Source organism: Saccharothrix sp. AJ9571, assembly GCF_021725495.1.
In the GTDB taxonomy this organism is placed as follows: Bacteria; Actinomycetota; Actinomycetes; order Mycobacteriales; family Pseudonocardiaceae; genus Amycolatopsis; species Amycolatopsis magusensis.
Genome location: NZ_CP091382.1, coordinates 6,882,340 through 6,900,593 on the forward strand (window position 1 = coordinate 6,882,340; position 18,254 = coordinate 6,900,593).

The 18,254-nt window shown below is 66.9% G+C and carries 3 protein-coding genes; all 3 read left to right on the plus strand.

Annotation, left to right across the window (positions count from 1 at the left end; all coding sequences use genetic code 11):
- A complete protein-coding gene (locus L3Q67_RS31695) occupies nt 1–10,713 on the plus strand; it encodes a type I polyketide synthase (protein WP_499185100.1) in 10,713 nt (3,570 codons plus the stop codon).
- 40 nt (nt 10,714–10,753) lie between these two features.
- Complete coding sequence (locus L3Q67_RS31700; protein WP_499185101.1) at nt 10,754–11,884, plus strand: glycosyltransferase family protein; 1,131 nt, start codon at nt 10,754–10,756, stop codon at nt 11,882–11,884.
- A 62-nt stretch (nt 11,885–11,946) separates the two neighbouring features.
- Nucleotides 11,947–18,183: a type I polyketide synthase gene (locus L3Q67_RS31705; RefSeq protein ID WP_499185102.1), complete on the plus strand. Its 6,237-nt coding sequence runs from the start codon at nt 11,947–11,949 to the stop codon at nt 18,181–18,183.
- Nucleotides 18,184–18,254: the final 71 nt, after the last annotated feature.

The following is an 18,254-nucleotide window of genomic DNA, read 5'->3' on the forward strand; positions in this document are numbered from 1 at the left end:
ATGGCGAACGACGAAAAACTCCGGGAATACCTCAAGTTCGTGACCACCGAATTGCAGGAGACGCACGAACGGCTGCGCGACGTCGAGGAGAAGTCGCGGGAACCGATCGCCATCGTGGCGATGAGCTGCCGGTACCCGGGTGGCGTCAGCTCGCCGGAACAGTTGTGGGACCTCGTCTCCGGAGAGATGGACGCAATCTCCGAATTTCCCTCGGATCGCGGCTGGGACACGGCGAAACTTTACCACCCCGATCCCGACAAGCCCGGCACGAGTTACGTGCGGGCCGGTGGATTTCTCGCCGGAGCGACCGAATTCGATCCCACTTTCTTCGGGATTTCGCCGCGTGAGGCGCTGGCGATGGATCCACAGCAGAGGTTGGTGCTGGAGACGTCGTGGGAGGTGTTCGAACGCGCCGGAATGGAACCCGAATCGTTGCAGGGCAGTGCTACCGGGGTATTCGTCGGAAGTAGCGGTCAGGACTACATGGGTCTGCTCTCGAACAGCGCGGAAGGTGCGGAAGGCCATGTCGTAACCGGGAACGTCTCCAGCGTGCTGTCCGGTCGGGTGTCGTATGTGTTCGGGTTCGAGGGTCCTGCGGTGACAGTGGATACGGCGTGTTCGTCGTCGTTGGTGGCGTTGCATTTGGCGGCGCAGTCGTTGCGGTCCGGTGACTGTTCGCTGGCACTCGCCGGTGGGGCGATGGTGATGGCGACCCCGGGGGTGTTTGTCGGGTTCTCGCGGCAACGCGCAGCCTCGCTGGACGGTCGGTGCAAGTCGTTCGCGGAGTCGGCGGATGGTGCTGGTTTCTCCGAGGGTGTTGGGTTGTTGCTGTTGGAGCGGTTGTCGGATGCCCGGCGGAATGGGCACGAGGTTTTGGCGGTGGTGCGTGGTTCTGCGGTGAATCAGGATGGTGCTTCGAATGGGTTGACGGCGCCGAATGGTCCGTCGCAGCGGCGGGTGATCCGGGCGGCTTTGGCGAATGCGGGGGTGTCGGCGGATCAGGTTGATGTGGTGGAGGCGCATGGGACGGGCACGTCTCTCGGTGATCCGATCGAGGCGCAGGCTTTGTTGGCGACCTACGGTCAGGATCGGCCTGAAGGTCGTCCGTTGTGGTTGGGGTCGGTGAAGTCGAATATCGGTCATACGCAGGCGGCTGCTGGTGTGGCTGGGGTGATCAAGATGGTGGAGGCGATGCGGCACGGGGTGTTGCCGAAGAGCCTGCACATCGATGCGCCGTCGTCGCATGTGGACTGGTCGGCGGGTGCGGTGGAGCTGCTCACCGAAGCAAGGCCCTGGCCGCAGGTGTCACGTCCGCTCAGGGCTGGAGTGTCCTCGTTCGGCATCAGTGGCACCAACGCGCATGTGATCTTGGAGCAGGCGGCGGAGCACTCGCCCACTGACGAGACGCCGGGTCGTCCGCTGGGTGTGGTGCCGTGGGTGTTGTCGGCCAGGACGCCGGATGCGGTGCGTGAGCAGGCTGGGCGTTTGGCAGCGCGGGTGCGGGGTGATGAGGGTCTGTCGCTGGTGGATGTGGCGTACTCGTTGGCTACTGGTCGTGCTGGGTTGGAGCATCGTGCGGCGGTGGTGGCCGGTGATCGAGACGAGTTCCTGCGTGGTTTGGACGCGGTTGCTGCGGGTGACTGGCCAGTAGCGGCGGCTGCCGGTTCTGGGGGCGTGGTGTTCGTGTTCCCTGGTCAGGGGTCGCAGTGGGTCGGGATGGCGTTGGGGCTGCTGGAGTCGAGTCCGGTGTTTGCGGAGCGGTTGGGTGAGTGTGCGGCGGCGCTGTCGGCGTTTGTGGATTGGTCGCTGCTGGATGTGGTGCGTGGGGTTGTGGGTGCGCCGTCTCTGGAGCGGGTGGATGTGGTGCAGCCGGTGTTGTGGGCGGTGATGGTGTCACTGGCCGAGGTGTGGCGCTCGTATGGGGTGGTGCCTGCGGCCGTGGTGGGGCACTCCCAAGGCGAAATCGCCGCCGCCTGCGTGGCCGGCGGGCTGTCGCTGGAGGACGGTGCGCGGGTGGTGGCGTTGCGTAGCCAGGCGTTGACTGTTTTGGCTGGTCGTGGCGGCATGGTGTCGGTCGCGGAGTCGGTGGAGCGGGTGCGTGAGCGGATCGTTGCGTGGGGTGACCAGATTTCGGTGGCGGCGGTGAACGGTCCGGCTTCGGTGGTGGTGTCGGGTGATCCGGATGCGTTGGGGGAGTTGATCGCGGCGTGTGAGGCGGGGGGTGTGCGGGCTCGCCGGGTTCCGGTGGATTATGCGTCGCATTCGGTGCAGGTAGAGCGGATCCGTGAGGAGTTGCTGGAAGTCCTGGCTTCGGTGTCACCGGTGTCGGCTTCGGTCCCGATGTATTCGACGGTGACCGGTGCGCTGATCGACACCGCGAGCCTGGATGCGGAGTACTGGTTCCGCAATCTGCGCCAGACTGTGGAGTTCGAGCAGGCCACCCGCGCGCTGCTTGCTGATGGACGTCGGGTGTTCGTTGAGGTCAGTCCGCATCCGGTGGTGGTGACCGGATTGCAGGCAACCATCGAGGACACCGGGATCGCGGCGGCGGCCGTGGGCACGTTGCGTCGTGACGATGGTGGGTTGGACCGGTTCGTGGCCTCGTTGGGTGAGGCCCACGCCCATGGTGCCGCAGTGGACTGGGAGACGTTCTTCGCTGGGACCGGCGCTCGCCGGGTGGACCTGCCTACTTATCCGTTCCAGCGGCAGCGGTATTGGTTGGACGCGGTCGCTTCGGCTGGTGACGTGCGTGGTTTTGGCTTGGGTGCGGCTGAGCATCCGTTGTTGGGTGCGGTTGTCGGGTTACCTGATTCCGGTGGGGTGTTGTTGACGGGGAGGTTGTCGGTCGAGTCGCAGCCGTGGCTGGCCGATCACGCTGTCATGGGTTCTGTGTTGTTTCCGGGGACTGGTTTTGTCGAGCTTGCGTTGCAGGCTGGTGCGCGGGTTGGTTGCGATGTGGTGGAGGAGTTGGTGCTGGAGGCTCCGTTGGTGTTGCCGGAGCGGGGTGGTGTGCAGGTTCAGGTCGTGGTCGGTGATGCCGGCGACTCCGGTAATCGGCCGTTAAATGTCTACACGCGACCGGAGGACTTCGCCGCCGAGGATGTGCTCGCGCGGCCGTGGACTCGCCATGTCACCGGTGTGCTGGGTGCGGGGACCGCGGCGCCGTCGTTCGACTTCACGGCTTGGCCGCCAGCGGGAGCCGAGCCGGTGTCGCTGGAGATAGACGACTTCTACGAGCGATTGGCCGGCTCTGGGTTGGACTATGGGCCGAGCTTCCAGGGTTTGACGGCGGTCTGGCGCCGCGGGAACGACATCTTCGCTGAAGTCGCGTTGGGTGAGGATGAGACTGAGCAGGGGGGTGCGTTCGGGATTCATCCGGCGCTGTTGGATGCGGCGCTGCATGCGACGGGTCTTGCTGCCGATGGGCAGGAGGGTGGGACGCGGTTGCCGTTCGCGTGGACGGGTGTCGCGTTGTTCGCTTCGGGTGCGTCGGTGTTGCGGGTGCGGATCTCGCCTGTGGGTTCTGATGGTGTGTCGGTGGAATTCACTGATGGTGAGGGCTTGCCGGTGGGGGTGGTCGGGTCGTTGGTGACGCGTCCGGTGTCGGCTGAGCAGTTGCGGGCCCGGGATGCGCACGACTCGTTGTTCCGGCTGGGGTGGGTCGAGTCGTCGGTTGTGGGGCGTGGTGGTGTGCCGACCAGGTGGGGTGTGGTGGGTGATCAGCTGGGGGCGTTGTCTGGTGTGGATGGTGTGGACATCGTCCGCCACGGCGACTTGACCGCGCTGGCTGAGGGTGGGGATGTGCCGGAGGTGGTGTTGGTTGAGTGCGTGGCGGACGGGATGAGTGGGGGTGTGGTGCGTGGTGTGCTGGGTTGGGTGTTGGGGGTGGTGCGGTCGTGGCTTGCTGATGAGCGTTTGGCGGGTTCGCGGTTGGTGGTGGTGACGCGCGGCGTGCTGGGTGGTGGGGATCCGGTGGGTGGTGCGGTGTGGGGTTTGGTGCGGTCGGCGCAGTCGGAGCATCCGGGTCGTTTTGTGCTGGTGGATGTGGATGGGAGTGCGGGGTCGTGGGGGGTGTTGCCGGCGGCGCTGGAGTTGGATGAGCCGCAGATAGCGATTGCTGATGGTGTGGTGCGGGTGCCGCGGCTGGAGCGGGTTCCTGTGGTGTCGGGCGAGGGCGATGCGGGGTTCGATCCGCGGGGCACGGTGTTGATCACGGGCGGTACTGGCACGTTGGGTGGCTTGGTGGCGCGGCACCTGGTGGTGGAGCACGGGGTGGTGCATTTGGTGTTGACCAGTCGTCGCGGGGTGGAAGCGCCTGGCGCGGAAGAGTTGGTGGCCGAGCTGACAACGCTGGGTGCTGAGGTGACGGTCGCTGCGTGTGATGTCGCCGATCGGGAGGCGTTGAACAGTCTTCTGGCGCAGATACCGGCAGAGCACCCGTTGACCGGTGTGGTGCACGCGGCGGGAGTGCTGGATGACGGTGTGGTGGAGTCGCTGACGCCGGAGCGGCTGGACACGGTGTTGCGCCCGAAGGTAAATGCGGCGTTGAACCTGCACGAACTCACCCGTGAGCATGATGTGAGTGCGTTCATCCTGTTCTCTTCGATGGCTGGCCTGCTGGGTGCTCCTGGTCAGGGCAACTACGCGGCGGCGAACGCCTTCCTGGATGCGTTGGCGTTGCGCCGTCGGGCGCAGGGGCTTCCCGCGGTGTCGCTGGCGTGGGGTTTGTGGGAACAGACCAGTGAGCTGACCGGCGATGTGGATACCGAGCGGATAGCCGCACACGGTGTGGCGCCGTTGGCCACCGAGCAGGCACTAGCCCTGTTCGACACGGCCTTGTCCACGCAGGAAGGGGTACTGGTTCCAGCTCGGATGGATATGGTCGCGTTGCGATCTACTACTCGGATTCCGGCGTTGTTGCGTGGCCTGGTGGGCGGACCGGTGCGGCGTGCGAGCAGGGCGGGGTCCGGTGCGGCGGGGTCGTTGCGGCAGCGGCTGGCCGGTGCGGGCGAGGCCGAGCGGGAACGGATGTTGATCGAGCTGATCCGTAAGCAGGTGGCGGGCGTATTGGGCTTCACCGACCCGAACACCATCGGGGCGGACCGGTCGTTCACCGAGCTGGGGTTCGACTCCCTGACCGCTCTGGAACTGCGCAACCGCCTCAACACCGTCACCGGACTACAACTTCCCGCCACCCTCGTTTTCGACTGTCCCACCCCCACCAAACTCGCCCATCACCTCCAAATCCAACTCGCCGGCACCAACAATCATCCAGCCACCGCAACCCCGGCCACGCTGGCACAACCCGACGAACCCATCGCCATCGTGGGAATGGCCTGCCGCTTCCCCGGCGGCGTGCGGTCGCCCGAGGACTTGTGGGAGCTGGTCGCCGGCGGGGTCGATGCGGTTTCCGCGCTCCCCGAGGACCGGAACTGGGACGTGGAGGGGCTGTACGACTTCGCGTCCGCGCCGGGCTACGAGGGAGTGAGCCGGGCCCGCGAGGGCGGTTTCCTGTACGACGCGGCGGACTTCGATGCTGACTTCTTCGCCATTTCGCCGCGTGAGGCGTTGGCGATGGATCCGCAGCAGCGGTTGTTGCTGGAAACCGCGTGGGAGGCGCTTGAGCGTGCGGGAATTGATCCGCGGTCGTTGCGGGGTAGTGCGACTGGTGTGTTCGCGGGTGTGATGTATCACGACTACGGCATGCGTTCGAGTGTGGTGCCGGAGGGTGTTGAGGCGTATCTCGGGAACGGGAACGCCGGGAGTGTCGCGTCGGGCCGGGTGTCGTATGTGTTCGGTTTCGAGGGGCCGGCGGTGACGGTGGATACGGCGTGTTCGTCGTCGTTGGTGGCGTTGCACCTCGCGACGCAGTCGTTGCGGTCCGGTGAAAGTTCGCTGGCGCTCGCCGGTGGCGTGACGGTGATGTCCAACCCCGGTATTTTCTCCGAGTTTTCCCGCCAGCGCGGTCTGTCGACGGATGGCCGGTGCAGACCGTTCGCGTCGGCGGCGGACGGCACCGGCTGGGGCGAAGGCGTGGGGCTCTTGCTATTGGAGCGGTTGTCGGATGCTCGGCGCAATGGTCACCAGGTGTTGGCGGTGGTGCGGGGTTCGGCGGTGAATCAGGATGGTGCGTCGAATGGGTTGACGGCGCCGAATGGTCCTTCGCAGCAACGGGTGATTCGTCAGGCGTTGGCCAATGCGGGTGTGTCGGCTGATCAGGTCGATGCTGTGGAGGCGCACGGGACGGGCACGACTCTGGGTGATCCGATCGAGGCCCAGGCGCTGTTGGCCACCTACGGTCAAGGCCGGCCAAGCGATCGCCCGCTCTGGATTGGGTCGATCAAGTCCAACATGGGGCACACCCAGGCGGCTGCTGGTGTGGCTGGTGTGGTGAAGATGGTGCAGGCGTTGCGGCATGGGGTGTTGCCCAAGAGCCTGCACATCGATGCGCCTTCCCCGCATGTGGACTGGTCCACCGGTGCGGTGGAACTGCTGACCGAATCGACGCCGTGGCCGGACGTGGAACGGCCTCTTCGTGCGGGCGTGTCGTCTTTTGGCGCGAGTGGCACGAATGCGCATGTGATCTTGGAGCAGGCGCCCGAGCCGGAGCCCGCCGACGAGTCACCGCGTCGTTCGCTGGGTGTGGTGCCGTGGGTGCTGTCGGCGAAGAGCGCGGAAGCAGTGCGGGACCAAGCTCGTGCGTTGCGCGCACGGGTTCGGGGTGATGAGCATCTTTCGTTGGTGGATGTGGCGTACTCGCTGGCGACGACCCGGACGGCGTTGGAGCATCGCGCGGTGGTGGTGGCCGGTGAACGGGACGAATTCCTGCGTGGCTTGGACGCGGTTGCTGCGGGTGAGTTGCCCCAGGGCGTGGTGCAGGGGTCTGCTCAGGGTTCTGGGGATGTGGTGTTTGTGTTCCCGGGTCAGGGGTCGCAGTGGGCCGGGATGGCGGCGGGGTTGTTGCAGTCGTCTCCGGTGTTTGCGGAGCGGTTGGGTGAGTGTGCGGCGGCGTTGTCCGGCTTTGTGGATTGGTCGTTGGTGGATGTGGTGCGTGGGGTTGCGGGTGCGCCGTCTGTGGAGCGGGTGGATGTGGTGCAGCCGGTGTTGTGGGCGGTGATGGTGTCGCTGGCGCAGGTGTGGCGTGCGCACGGCGTAGTGCCGTCGGCGGTGGTGGGGCATTCGCAGGGTGAGATCGCCGCGGCCTGTGTGGCTGGCGGGCTGTCGCTGGAGGATGGGGCCCGGATTTCCGCGTTGCGCAGTCGAGCCCTGCTGGCCCTGGCGGGCCACGGTGAGATGTTGTCGATCGTGGCGTCGGCGGAGTGGGTGCGGGAGCGGATCGAGCCGTTCGGCGAGCGAATCTCGGTGGCGGCGGTCAACGGCCCGAAGTCGGTGGTGGTCACCGGTGATCCGGTTTCCTTGCGGGAGTTCGAGCGCGTATTGCGCAAGGCGGGGGTGATGCGGTGGACGGTTCCCGGAGTGGACTTCTCGGCGCACTCACCGCATGTGGACGACGTTTACGACGTCGTGTCGCAGGCGCTGGCGCCGGTCACCCCGATGCCCGGTGATGTTCCGTTCTACTCCGCGGTGACCGGTGCGCTGATCGACACCGCAAGCCTGGATGCGGAGTACTGGTTCCGCAATGTGCGGCAGACCGTGGAGTTCGAGCAGGCCACCCGCGCGCTGCTCGCGGATGGGCATCGGGTGTTCGTGGAGGTCAGTCCGCATCCGGTGTTGGCCACCGGGTTGCAGGAGACCATCGAAGACGCCGATGTCCCTGCCGCGGCGGTCGGGACGTTGCGTCGCGATGAGGGTGGGTTGGATCGGTTCCTGCTCTCGTTGGGTGAGGCTCATGGTCATGGCGCCGCAGTGGACTGGGAGACGTTCTTCGCTGGGACGGGTGCCCGCCGGGTGGACCTGCCTACCTACGCCTTTCAACACCACCGTTACTGGCTGGACGCGGTCGCTCCGTCCGGTGATGCGCGGGGCCTGGGGCTGACCGCGACGGAGCATCCGTTGTTGGGTGCCGCTGTCGGGTTGCCTGATTCCGGTGGGGTGTTGTTGACGGGCAGGTTGTCGATCGAATCGCAGCCGTGGCTGGCCGATCATGCGGTGTTCGGGTCGGTGTTGTTCCCGGGGGTGGGGTTTGTCGAGTTGGCGTTGCAAGCCGGCCGTCAGATTGGCTGCGACGTTCTCGACGAGCTGATCGTGGAAGCCCCACTGGTCCTGCCGGAGCGGGGCGGGGTCCAGGTCCAGGTCGTGGTCGCCGATGCCGACGACTCCGGTAACCGGGCGCTGAACATCTATTCCCGACCGGACGGCATGGACGAACTGGCGGAAGCCTGGGTCCGGCGCGCCACCGGAGTGTTGTCCGCCGCGACCAGGGAGCCGTCGTCGGACCTGAACACGTGGCCGCCGGCGGATGCCGAGGTGGTGCCGGTGGACGAGGTGTACGACCGGATGTCCGCGTTGGGGCTCTACTACGGGCCGGCGTTCCAGGGACTGTCCGCGGTGTGGCAGCGGGACGACGAGATCTGGGCCGAGGTGAGGCTTCCGGAGGGTGTGGAACCGGGCTCGTTCGGAATTCACCCGGCACTACTGGACGCCGCGTTGCACGGGATCGTCGCCGGGAATGGCGGCACGGATACCGAGACCTCGGGCCAGGCGCGACTGCCGTTTTCCTGGTCAGGGGTGTCGCTGAGGGCGACCGGGGCTTCCGTTCTGCGGGCCCGGCTGTCGCCGAACGGGTCGGGCAGCGTGACGCTGGCGCTCACCGATGGCGATGGTGTGCCGGTTGCGGTTGTGGAGTCGTTGGTGACGCGTCCGGTGTCGGTCGAGCAGCTGCGGGCTGCGAGTCCTGGGAGTGATGACTCACTGTTCCGGCTGGGGTGGGTTGAGACGTCGGTTGTGGGGCGTGGTGTGCCGGCGCGGTGGGGTGTGGTGGGTGGTCGGTGTGCTGAGTTGTCTGGTGTGGATGGTGTGGATGTTGTGCGCCGTGGTGACTTGGCTGGATTGGCTGAGGATGAGGTGCCGGGGGTGGTGTTGGTTGAGTGTGTGGGGGGTGAGGTGGCCGGCGCGACCCGCACCGCGACCGGGGATGTCCTGGAGCTGGTGCAGTCGTGGCTTGCGGATGGGCGTTTTGGGGGTTCGCGGTTGGTGTTGGTGACGCGGGGTGTGGTGGGTGGTGGGGATCTGGCTGGGGCTGCGGTGTGGGGTTTGGTGCGGTCGGCGCAGTCGGAGCATCCGGGTCGGTTCGTGCTGGTGGATGTGGATGTGGATGGGAGTGCGGAGTCGTGGGCGATGTTGCCGGGCGTTTTGGAGCTGGATGAGCCGCAGGTGGCGTTGCGGGACGGTGTGGTGCGGGTGCCGCGGCTGGAACGGGTTCCTGTGGTGTCGGGCGGTGGTGGTGCGGGGTTCGATCCGCAGGGCACGGTGTTGATCACGGGTGGTACTGGGACGTTGGGTGGGTTGGTGGCACGCCACCTGGTGGTGGAGCACAGGGTGGCGCATTTGGTGTTGACCAGCCGTCGCGGGATGGACGCGCCGGGTGCGAGGGAGTTGGTGGCCCAGCTCGTTGAGTTGGGCGCTGAGGTGTCGGTGGTGGCGTGTGATGTGGCTGATCGGCAGGCGCTGACGAGTGTGCTGGCTGGGATACCGGCGGAGCATCCGTTGACGGGTGTGGTGCATGCGGCGGGGGTGCTGGATGACGGTGTGGTGGAGTCGTTGACGCCGGAGCGGCTGGACACGGTGTTGCGGCCGAAGGCGGATGCGGCGTTGAATCTGCACGAACTCACCCGTGAGCATGATGTGAGTGCGTTCGTCTTGTTCTCTTCGATGGCTGGGCTACTGGGTGGTCCCGGTCAGGGTAATTACGCGGCGGCGAACGCGTTTTTGGATGCGTTGGCGTTGCGCCGTCGGGCGCAGGGGCTCCCGGCCGTCTCCCTGGCATGGGGACGGTGGGAGCAGGCCAGCGAACTGACTGGCGGCTTGGCCGCAACCGACGTGGGACGGATGCAGCGCGCCGGAGTGGACGGCCTGTCCACGAAGGACGGTCTGGCGTTGCTCGACACAGCACTCGGACTCGACGAAGGGGCGCTGGCCGCGGCTCGGATCGACCTGCGTGCACTGCGGTCCGGTGAGCTTCCGACTTTGTTCCGCGGCCTGGTGCGCACCCGTCCCCGGAGCGCGGCCAAGTCCGGCGATTCGGCCGACGCCTTGCGGCAGCGGTTGGCCGGCGTGGGTGGTGTCGAGCGCGAGCGGATGCTGGTGGAGTTGGTGCGCAAGCACGTCGCGGGTGTGCTCGCCTTCACCACACCGGAGACCGTGCAGCCGACCCGGGCGTTCAGCGATTTCGGCTTCGACTCGTTGACCGCCCTGGAATTGCGGAACCGGCTGAACACGGCCACCGGACTGCGGCTTCCGACCACGCTCGTTTTCGACTACCCCACCCCGACCGCGCTCGCCAAGCACCTGCGTACCGAATTCGACGAGGACGAAGCGGTCGGCCAGGTCACCGGCCTGGTCGAGCTGAACCGGCTGGAAGCCGCGCTGGCCGGGGCAACCCCTGGCGAGACCGTTACCCAACGGCTCGAAGCGTTGCTGGCCAGGTGGAAAAAGGCCGAGGGCCGTGAGCGGATCACTGTCGACGAGGAAATCGAGCAGGCGAGTGATCAGGAGATCTTCGACCTCATCAACAAGGAACTGGACCTGTCCTGACCGGCCTGGCTGACTGAGCTTTCGTAGGAAGGGATTCACCATGCGCGTTCTGTTCGTGACTTCCCCCGGTGTCGGGCACACCTTCCCCACCGTGCCGACCGCGTGGGCGTGCCGGCTGGCCGGGCACGACGTCCTCCTCGCCACCGGCCACTACCGCGGCTACGACGAAACCCCAGCGAAGGCGGGCCTCCAGGTCGTCGACGCCGCACCGGACGTCGACTTCACCGGCGTGTTCAGCAAGGTCCTGCGGGATTCCGCCGATCTGGTCCCCCATCTGCACGAGCCGTCCGTCGCCACCGAAATCTCGATCCGGCTGTTCGCGGAGTGCAGCAGGAACATGCTGTTCGGCACCATGAAGCTCGCCGAGCGGTGGCGCCCCGACCTGGTCGTGCACACACCGATGGACGGCGCGGGTCCGCTGGTCGCCAGGAAGCTGGGTATTCCCTCGGTGATGCACGGCATCAACTTCGGTATCCCGATCGACATGAGCCGGTCGATGTACGAGCGGATGACGCAGGATTACGAGCGTTTCGGCGTCGTCCCCGGGGCACCGACCGCCTCGATCGACGTGGCGCCGCCGAGCATGCGCTCGAGCTATTCGCACGGGTGGCCGATGCGCTTCCAACCGTACAACGGTGGCGCGCTGATGCCGGAGTGGCTCTACACCCCGCCGAGCAAGCCGCGTATCACGGTCACCCTCGGCTCGGTCATCCCGCAGATGCTCGGTAGCGGCGCGCTTCGGCAGTTCGTCGCGGGCGCCGGGGAGATCGACGCCGAGTTCGTCCTGACGATCGGCAGTGCCAACCCGACCGAGCTGCGGGGGTTGCCCAAGAACATCCGCCTGGTCAAATGGGTGCCGCTGAACGCACTGCTGGCCACCTCGGATGCGGTGATCCACCACGGTGGTGCGGGCACCGCCCTGACGGTGATCGACGCGGGCCTGCCGCAGATCGTGCTGCCGCAGGCCGACGACCAGTTCCTCAACGCCGGCGCGATCAACAAGCGCGGCCTCGGCATGGTGGTGCGGCCTGGCGAGCTGGATGCCGAACAGGTGCACAAACTGTTGGCCGATACCGCGATGCGGGCCGAAGCCAGTAACGTCGCGGCGGAAGTGAAAGCGTTGCCAGGTGCCATCGAGGTGGTTCCGAAAATGGTCGAACTGGCCGGATAGCTGTCCGCGCCGGCGGTACCGCGAACAAGTGAACACCTTGCGAAACAGCGTTCGACACATCGGTGCTTGACCACGACTTCGACGGGATGATGGAGATGGCGGACGAGGAGAAGCTCCGGGAGTACCTGAAACTGGTTACGACCGAGCTCCGGCAGACGCGGAAGCGGCTCCAGCAGGCCGAGGAACCGGAACCGATCGCGATCGTGGGTATGGCGTGCCGGTTCCCCGGCGGTGTGAGTTCCCCCGAGGAGTTGTGGGACCTGGTTTCGTCGAAGAGGGACGCGATTTCCGGGTTTCCGGCGGATCGCGGCTGGGATGTTGAGCGCTTGTACCACCCGGATCAGGAAAATGTCGGTACCAGCTACGTCAACGAGGGCGGGTTCGTCTATGACGCGGCGGAGTTCGATCCGGGGTTCTTTGGGATTTCGCCGCGTGAGGCGTTGGCGATGGATCCGCAGCAGCGGTTGTTGCTGGAAACCGCGTGGGAGGCGCTCGAGCGTGCGGGGATTGATCCGCATTCGTTGCGCGGCAGTGCGACCGGTGTGTTCGCGGGCGTGATGTACCACGACTACGGCGTGCGGCCCGGTGGAGTTCCGGACGGCGCCGAGGCGTATCTCGGCAACGGTAGTGCCGGGAGTGTCGCGTCGGGCCGGGTGTCGTACGTGTTCGGTTTCGAGGGTCCGGCGGTGACGGTGGATACGGCGTGTTCGTCGTCGTTGGTGGCGTTGCACCTCGCGGCGCAGTCGTTGCGGTCGGGGGAGTGTTCGCTGGCACTCGCCGGTGGGGTGACTGTGTTGTCCAACCCCGCGGCGTTCATCGATTTCTCTCGTCAACGCGGTTTGGCGTCGGACGGGCGGTGCAAGCCGTTCGCGGAGGCTGCGGACGGTGCCAGCTTTTCCGAGGGTGTCGGGCTGCTGTTGGTGGAGCGGTTGTCGGATGCCCGGCGGAATGGGCATGAGGTGTTGGCGGTGGTGCGGGGTTCGGCGGTCAACCAGGATGGTGCGTCGAATGGGTTGACGGCGCCGAATGGTCCGTCGCAGCAGCGGGTGATCCGGGCGGCGTTGACCAATGCGGGTTTGTCGGCGGATCAGGTCGATGCCGTGGAGGCGCACGGGACGGGCACGACTCTGGGTGATCCGATCGAGGCGCAGGCGTTGCTGGCCACTTACGGTCAGGATCGGCCCGAGGGGCATCCGCTCTGTTTGGGGTCGATCAAGTCGAATATCGGGCACACGCAAGCGGCTGCTGGAGTCGCTGGTGTGATGAAGATGGTGCAGGCGTTGCAGCACGGGGTGTTGCCCAAGAGCCTGCACATCGATGCGCCGTCGTCGCATGTGGACTGGTCGGCGGGTGCGGTGGAGTTGTTGACCGAAACGAGGTCCTGGCCGGAGGTAGAGCGGCCCCGGCGCGCTGCGGTGTCCTCGTTCGGCATCAGCGGCACCAACGCACACGTCGTCCTGGAACAGGCGCCGGAGCTTCCGGTTGAGCAGGCACCGGGTCGTTCGCTGGACGTGATCCCGTGGGTGTTGTCGGCCAGGACGCCGGATGCGTTGCGGGCGCAGGCTGGGCGTTTGGCTGCGCGGGTGCGGGGTGATGAGGGTCTGTCCCCGGTGGATGTGGCGTACTCGCTGGCTACTGGTCGGGCTGCGTTGGAGCATCGTGCGGCGGTGGTGGCCGGTGATCGAGACGAGTTCCTGGGTGGTTTGGACGCGGTTGCTGGGGGTGACTGGCCGGTAACGGCGGCCTCGGGTTCTGGGGGCGTGGTGTTCGTGTTCCCCGGTCAGGGGTCGCAGTGGGTTGGGATGGCGGCGGGGCTGTTGGAGTCGTCTCCGGTGTTCGCGGAGCGGTTGGGTGAGTGTGCGGCGGCGTTGTCGTCGTTTGTGGAGTGGTCGTTGGTGGACGTGGTGCGTGGGGTTGTGGGTGCGCCCTCGTTGGAGCGGGTCGACGTGGTGCAACCCGTGTTGTGGGCGGTGATGGTGTCACTGGCCCAGGTGTGGCGTGCGCACGGTGTGGTGCCTGCGGCGGTGGTGGGCCATTCCCAGGGCGAGATCGCCGCGGCCTGTGTGGCTGGTGGGCTGTCGCTGGAGGATGGGGCCCGGATTTCCGCGTTGCGCAGTCGAGCGTTGACTGTTTTGGCTGGTCGTGGCGGCATGGTGTCGGTGGCGGAGTCGGTCGAGCGGGTGCGGGAGCGGATAGCTGCGTGGGGTGAGCGGCTCTCGGTGGCGGCGGTGAATGGCCCGGCTTCGGTGGTGGTGTCGGGTGATCCGGATGCGCTGGGCGAGTTGATCACGGCGTGTGAGGCGCAGGGTGTGCGGGCTCGCCGGGTTCCGGTGGATTATGCGTCGCATTCGATGCAGGTGGAGCGGATCCGTGAGGAGCTGCTGGATGTCTTGGCGCCGGTGTCGCCGGTGTCGGCTTCTGTCCCGATGTATTCGACGGTGACCGGTGCGCCGGTGGATACCGCGACCCTGGACGGCCAGTACTGGTTCCGTAACCTGCGGCAGACCGTGGAGTTCGAGCCGGTGACCCGCATGCTGCTCGCTGATGGGTATCGGGTGTTCGTGGAGGTCAGTCCGCATCCGGTGCTGACGTTGGGCATCGAGGAGACCATCGAAGACGCCGATGTCCCTGCCGCGGCGGTCGGGACGTTGCGTCGTGACGATGGTGGGTTGGACCGGTTCGTGACCTCGTTGGGTGAGGCCCACGCCCACGGTGCCGCAGTGGACTGGGAGACGTTCTTCGCCGGGACCGGTGCCCGCCGGGTGGACCTGCCTACCTATCCGTTCCAGCGGCAGCGGTTCTGGTTGGAGGCGGGTGCTCCGGCTGGTGATGCGCGGGGTCTGGGGCTGACCGCGACGGAGCATCCGTTGTTGGGTGCGGCTGTCGGGTTGCCTGATTCCGGTGGGGTGTTGTTGACGGGCAGGTTGTCGATCGAATCGCAGCCGTGGCTGGCCGACCACGCCGTCATGGGTTCCGTGCTGTTCCCGGGGACCGGGTTTGTCGAGCTTGCGCTGCAGGCTGGTGCGCGGCTGGGATGTGGCGTGGTGGAGGAGTTGGTGCTGGAGGCTCCGCTGGTGTTGTCGGAGCGGGGTGGTGTGCAGATTCAGGTCGTGGTCGGTGATGCCGCCGATTCGGGTAGTCGGTCGTTGAGTGTCTACACGCGACCGGAGGATGGTGCCGAGGATGCGTTGGCGCGGCCGTGGACCCGACACGCCACCGGAACCCTCACCCCTGACATCCCCGCCCTGGCATTCGACCTCGCGACCTGGCCGCCGGCGGGTGCTGAGGCGGTGTCGGTCGACGAGGTGTATGAGCGGTTGGCTGGGGTCGGTCTTGATTACGGGCCTGCCTTCCAGGGGCTTTCCGGCGTCTGGCGGCGTGGGGCCGACGTGTTCACCGAGGTGAAATTGCCCGGCGAGGCGGGTTCGGGGAGGTTCGGGCTACATCCGGCCTTGTTGGATACGGCACTGCACGGGATCACGGCTGGGGATTTCGTGAGCGGTGCGGCTGATGTCGCCCAGGCCCGGTTGCCGTTTTCCTGGTCGGGGGTGTCGGTGTTCCCCTCGGATGCGTCGGTGTTGCGGGTGCGGATTTCGCCTGCCGGTTCGGACGGTGTGTCGGTCGAGCTCGCCGACGGCGAGGGCCTGCCGATAGGGGTGGTCGGGTCGTTGGCGACCCGTCCGGTGTCGGCCGAGCAGCTGCGGGCGGTGAGTCCTGACGACGATTCGCTGTTCCGCGTGGCCTGGACCGAATCGTCGGTGGCCGGCGTGGACGCGGAGTTCGCGCGGTGGGCCGTGGTCGGCGATACCGCCGGTGTGTTGCGGCCGTTGGACGAAATGGCCGACGTGGAGATCACCCGGTGCCGCGATGTGGCTTCGCTGGCCGAGGGCATGGAGGTGCTGGAGGCGGCGCTGGTCGGGGTCGTCCCCACCGATCTGTTCAGCGGCGAGCTGACCAACGAGACCCACACCGCCACCGGAGATGTCCTGGAGCTGGTGCAGTCGTGGCTTGCGGATGAGCGTGTGGCGGGTTCGCGGTTGGTGGTGGTGACGCGAGGTGCTGTTGCGGCAGCGGCTGGTGAGGGTGTGGGTGATCTGGCTGGGGCTGCGGTGTGGGGTTTGGTGAGGTCGGCGCAGTCGGAGCATCCGGGTCGGTTTGTGCTGGTGGATGTGGATGGGAGTGCGGGGTCGTGGGCGGTGTTGCCGGCGGCGTTGGAGTTGGATGAGCCGCAGGTGGCGTTGCGCGACGGTGTGGTGCGGGTGCCCCGGTTGGAACGGGTTCCTGCGGTGCCCGGTGGTGTTTCCGGGGGCTTTGCCAAGGGTGGCACCGTGTTGGTGACGGGCGGTACTGGCACGTTGGGTGGGTTGGTGGCGCGGCACCTGGTGGTGGAGCACGAGGTGCGGCATCTGGTGTTGACCAGTCGTCGCGGAATGAGCGCGCCGGGTGCGGGTGAGTTGGCGGCCGATCTGACGGGGCTGGGTGCTGAGGTGTCGGTGGTGGCGTGTGATGTGGCTGATCGGCAGGCGCTGGCGAGTGTGCTGGCGCGGATTCCGGCGGAGCATCCGCTGACGGGCGTGGTGCATGCGGCGGGGGTGCTGGATGACGGGGTCATCGAGTCGCTGACGCCGGAGCGGTTAGACGCGGTGCTGCGGCCGAAGGTGGACGCCGCGCTGAACCTGCACGAACTCACCCGAGACCAGGACTTGGCCGCCTTCGTCTTGTTCTCCTCGATGGCCGGGTTGCTCGGTGGTCCTGGCCAGGGCAACTATGCGGCGGCGAATGCGTTCTTGGATGGGCTGGCGTTGCGCCGTCGGGCGCAGGGGCTTCCCGCTGTCTCCCTGGCGTGGGGTTTGTGGGAGCAGACCAGTGAGCTGACCAGCGATGTGGACGTCGACCGGATAGCCGCTCACGGTGTCATGCCGTTGACCACCGAGCAGGCACTGGCGCTGTTCGACGAGGCTTTGGCCGTGCGGGAGGGGCTGCTGGTCCTGGCCAGCCTGGACACCAACGCGCTGCGGGTGGCCGCGCAGGCCGGTGCGGCGCCCGCGATGTTCCGCAAGCCGGCCAGGAGAACCGCCCAGCAACCCACCGTCGACGGCGCGGAATCCCTCGTCGCCCGGCTGGCCGGACTGTCCACGGAAGACCAGCACGGGGTGCTGCTGGAAGTGGTGCGCACGCACACCGCCTCGATCCTCGGGCACAGCGGGGTGGAGGGGGTCGAACCGGGCCGGGCGTTCACCGAACTGGGGCTGGATTCGCTGACCGCGGTGGAACTGCGCAACCGGCTCAGCTGGGCCACCGGCATCTCCCTGCCGACGAGTCTGATCTTCAACCACCCCACGCCCATCGCGCTGGCGCGGCACCTGCGACCGCAGGTTCTGGCGGGCGGTCAGGAAGCGGTGGAGGGAGTACCGGCTGCGCAGGGTGCTGGCGACGGTTCGTCGGATGTGATCGCGTCGCTGTACCGGAGGGCCAACGAACTTGGCCGGTACGACGAGGGGTTCGACCTGCTACGGGCGGCCGCACGCCTGCGGCCGGTCTTCCGCGCCGGCTCGGCGGAGGCGCAGCAGCCGAGACTGGTGCGACTGTCCGGTGAAGACAGTCGGGCGAGCGTTTTCTGCTTCACCTCTCCCATGGTCGAGCAGAGCCCGTACCAGTACACCAGGTTCGCCGCCGCGTTCCGCGAGCTGCGCAACGTATCCGTGCTGCTGTCGCCCGGATTCGTCGGGGACGAACGGTTGCCGGCCACCCTTGACGACGTTCTCGAGGTCCACACGGAGACGGTGGCGCGGTCCGCGGCGGGTGCGCCGATCGTGCTCGTCGGGCATTCGGCGGGAGGCTGGTTCGCCCAGGCCGTCGCGAGCAGGCTGGAAAGCCTCGGCACCCAGCCCGCCGCGGTGGTGATCATCGATACCATCCTGCCGCGGAGTGAAATGGTCCCATCGCTGCGGGCGATGTGGGCGGACGACCAAGTCGAGCGCGAACGGCGGTTCGGGCAGTACGACCACGTGCAGCTGACCTCGATGGCCGCATACGCCGACCTGTTCCTGGAGTGGCAAGCGGACAAGATATCCGCGCCGACTCTCTTCGTTCGTGCTCTGACGCCGCCGGTTTCCGGTGAGCCGGAGGCGAACGCGGAAGAACTGCGAACTTCGTGGAAACTCGAGCACACCGCCGTCGACGTGCCCGGTGACCACTGGAACATGATGGACGAATTCGCCGGGTCCACCGCGCGGGCGGTAGAAGACTGGTTGTGCGGGATCGTGTTGCCGGACGATGACGGGTATGCGCACGACTGACCGGGTGGTCGAAGCAGACGGCCGAATCCCGTGGCCGACTCGAACAGCTATACAGCCTGGATGGTGGATCA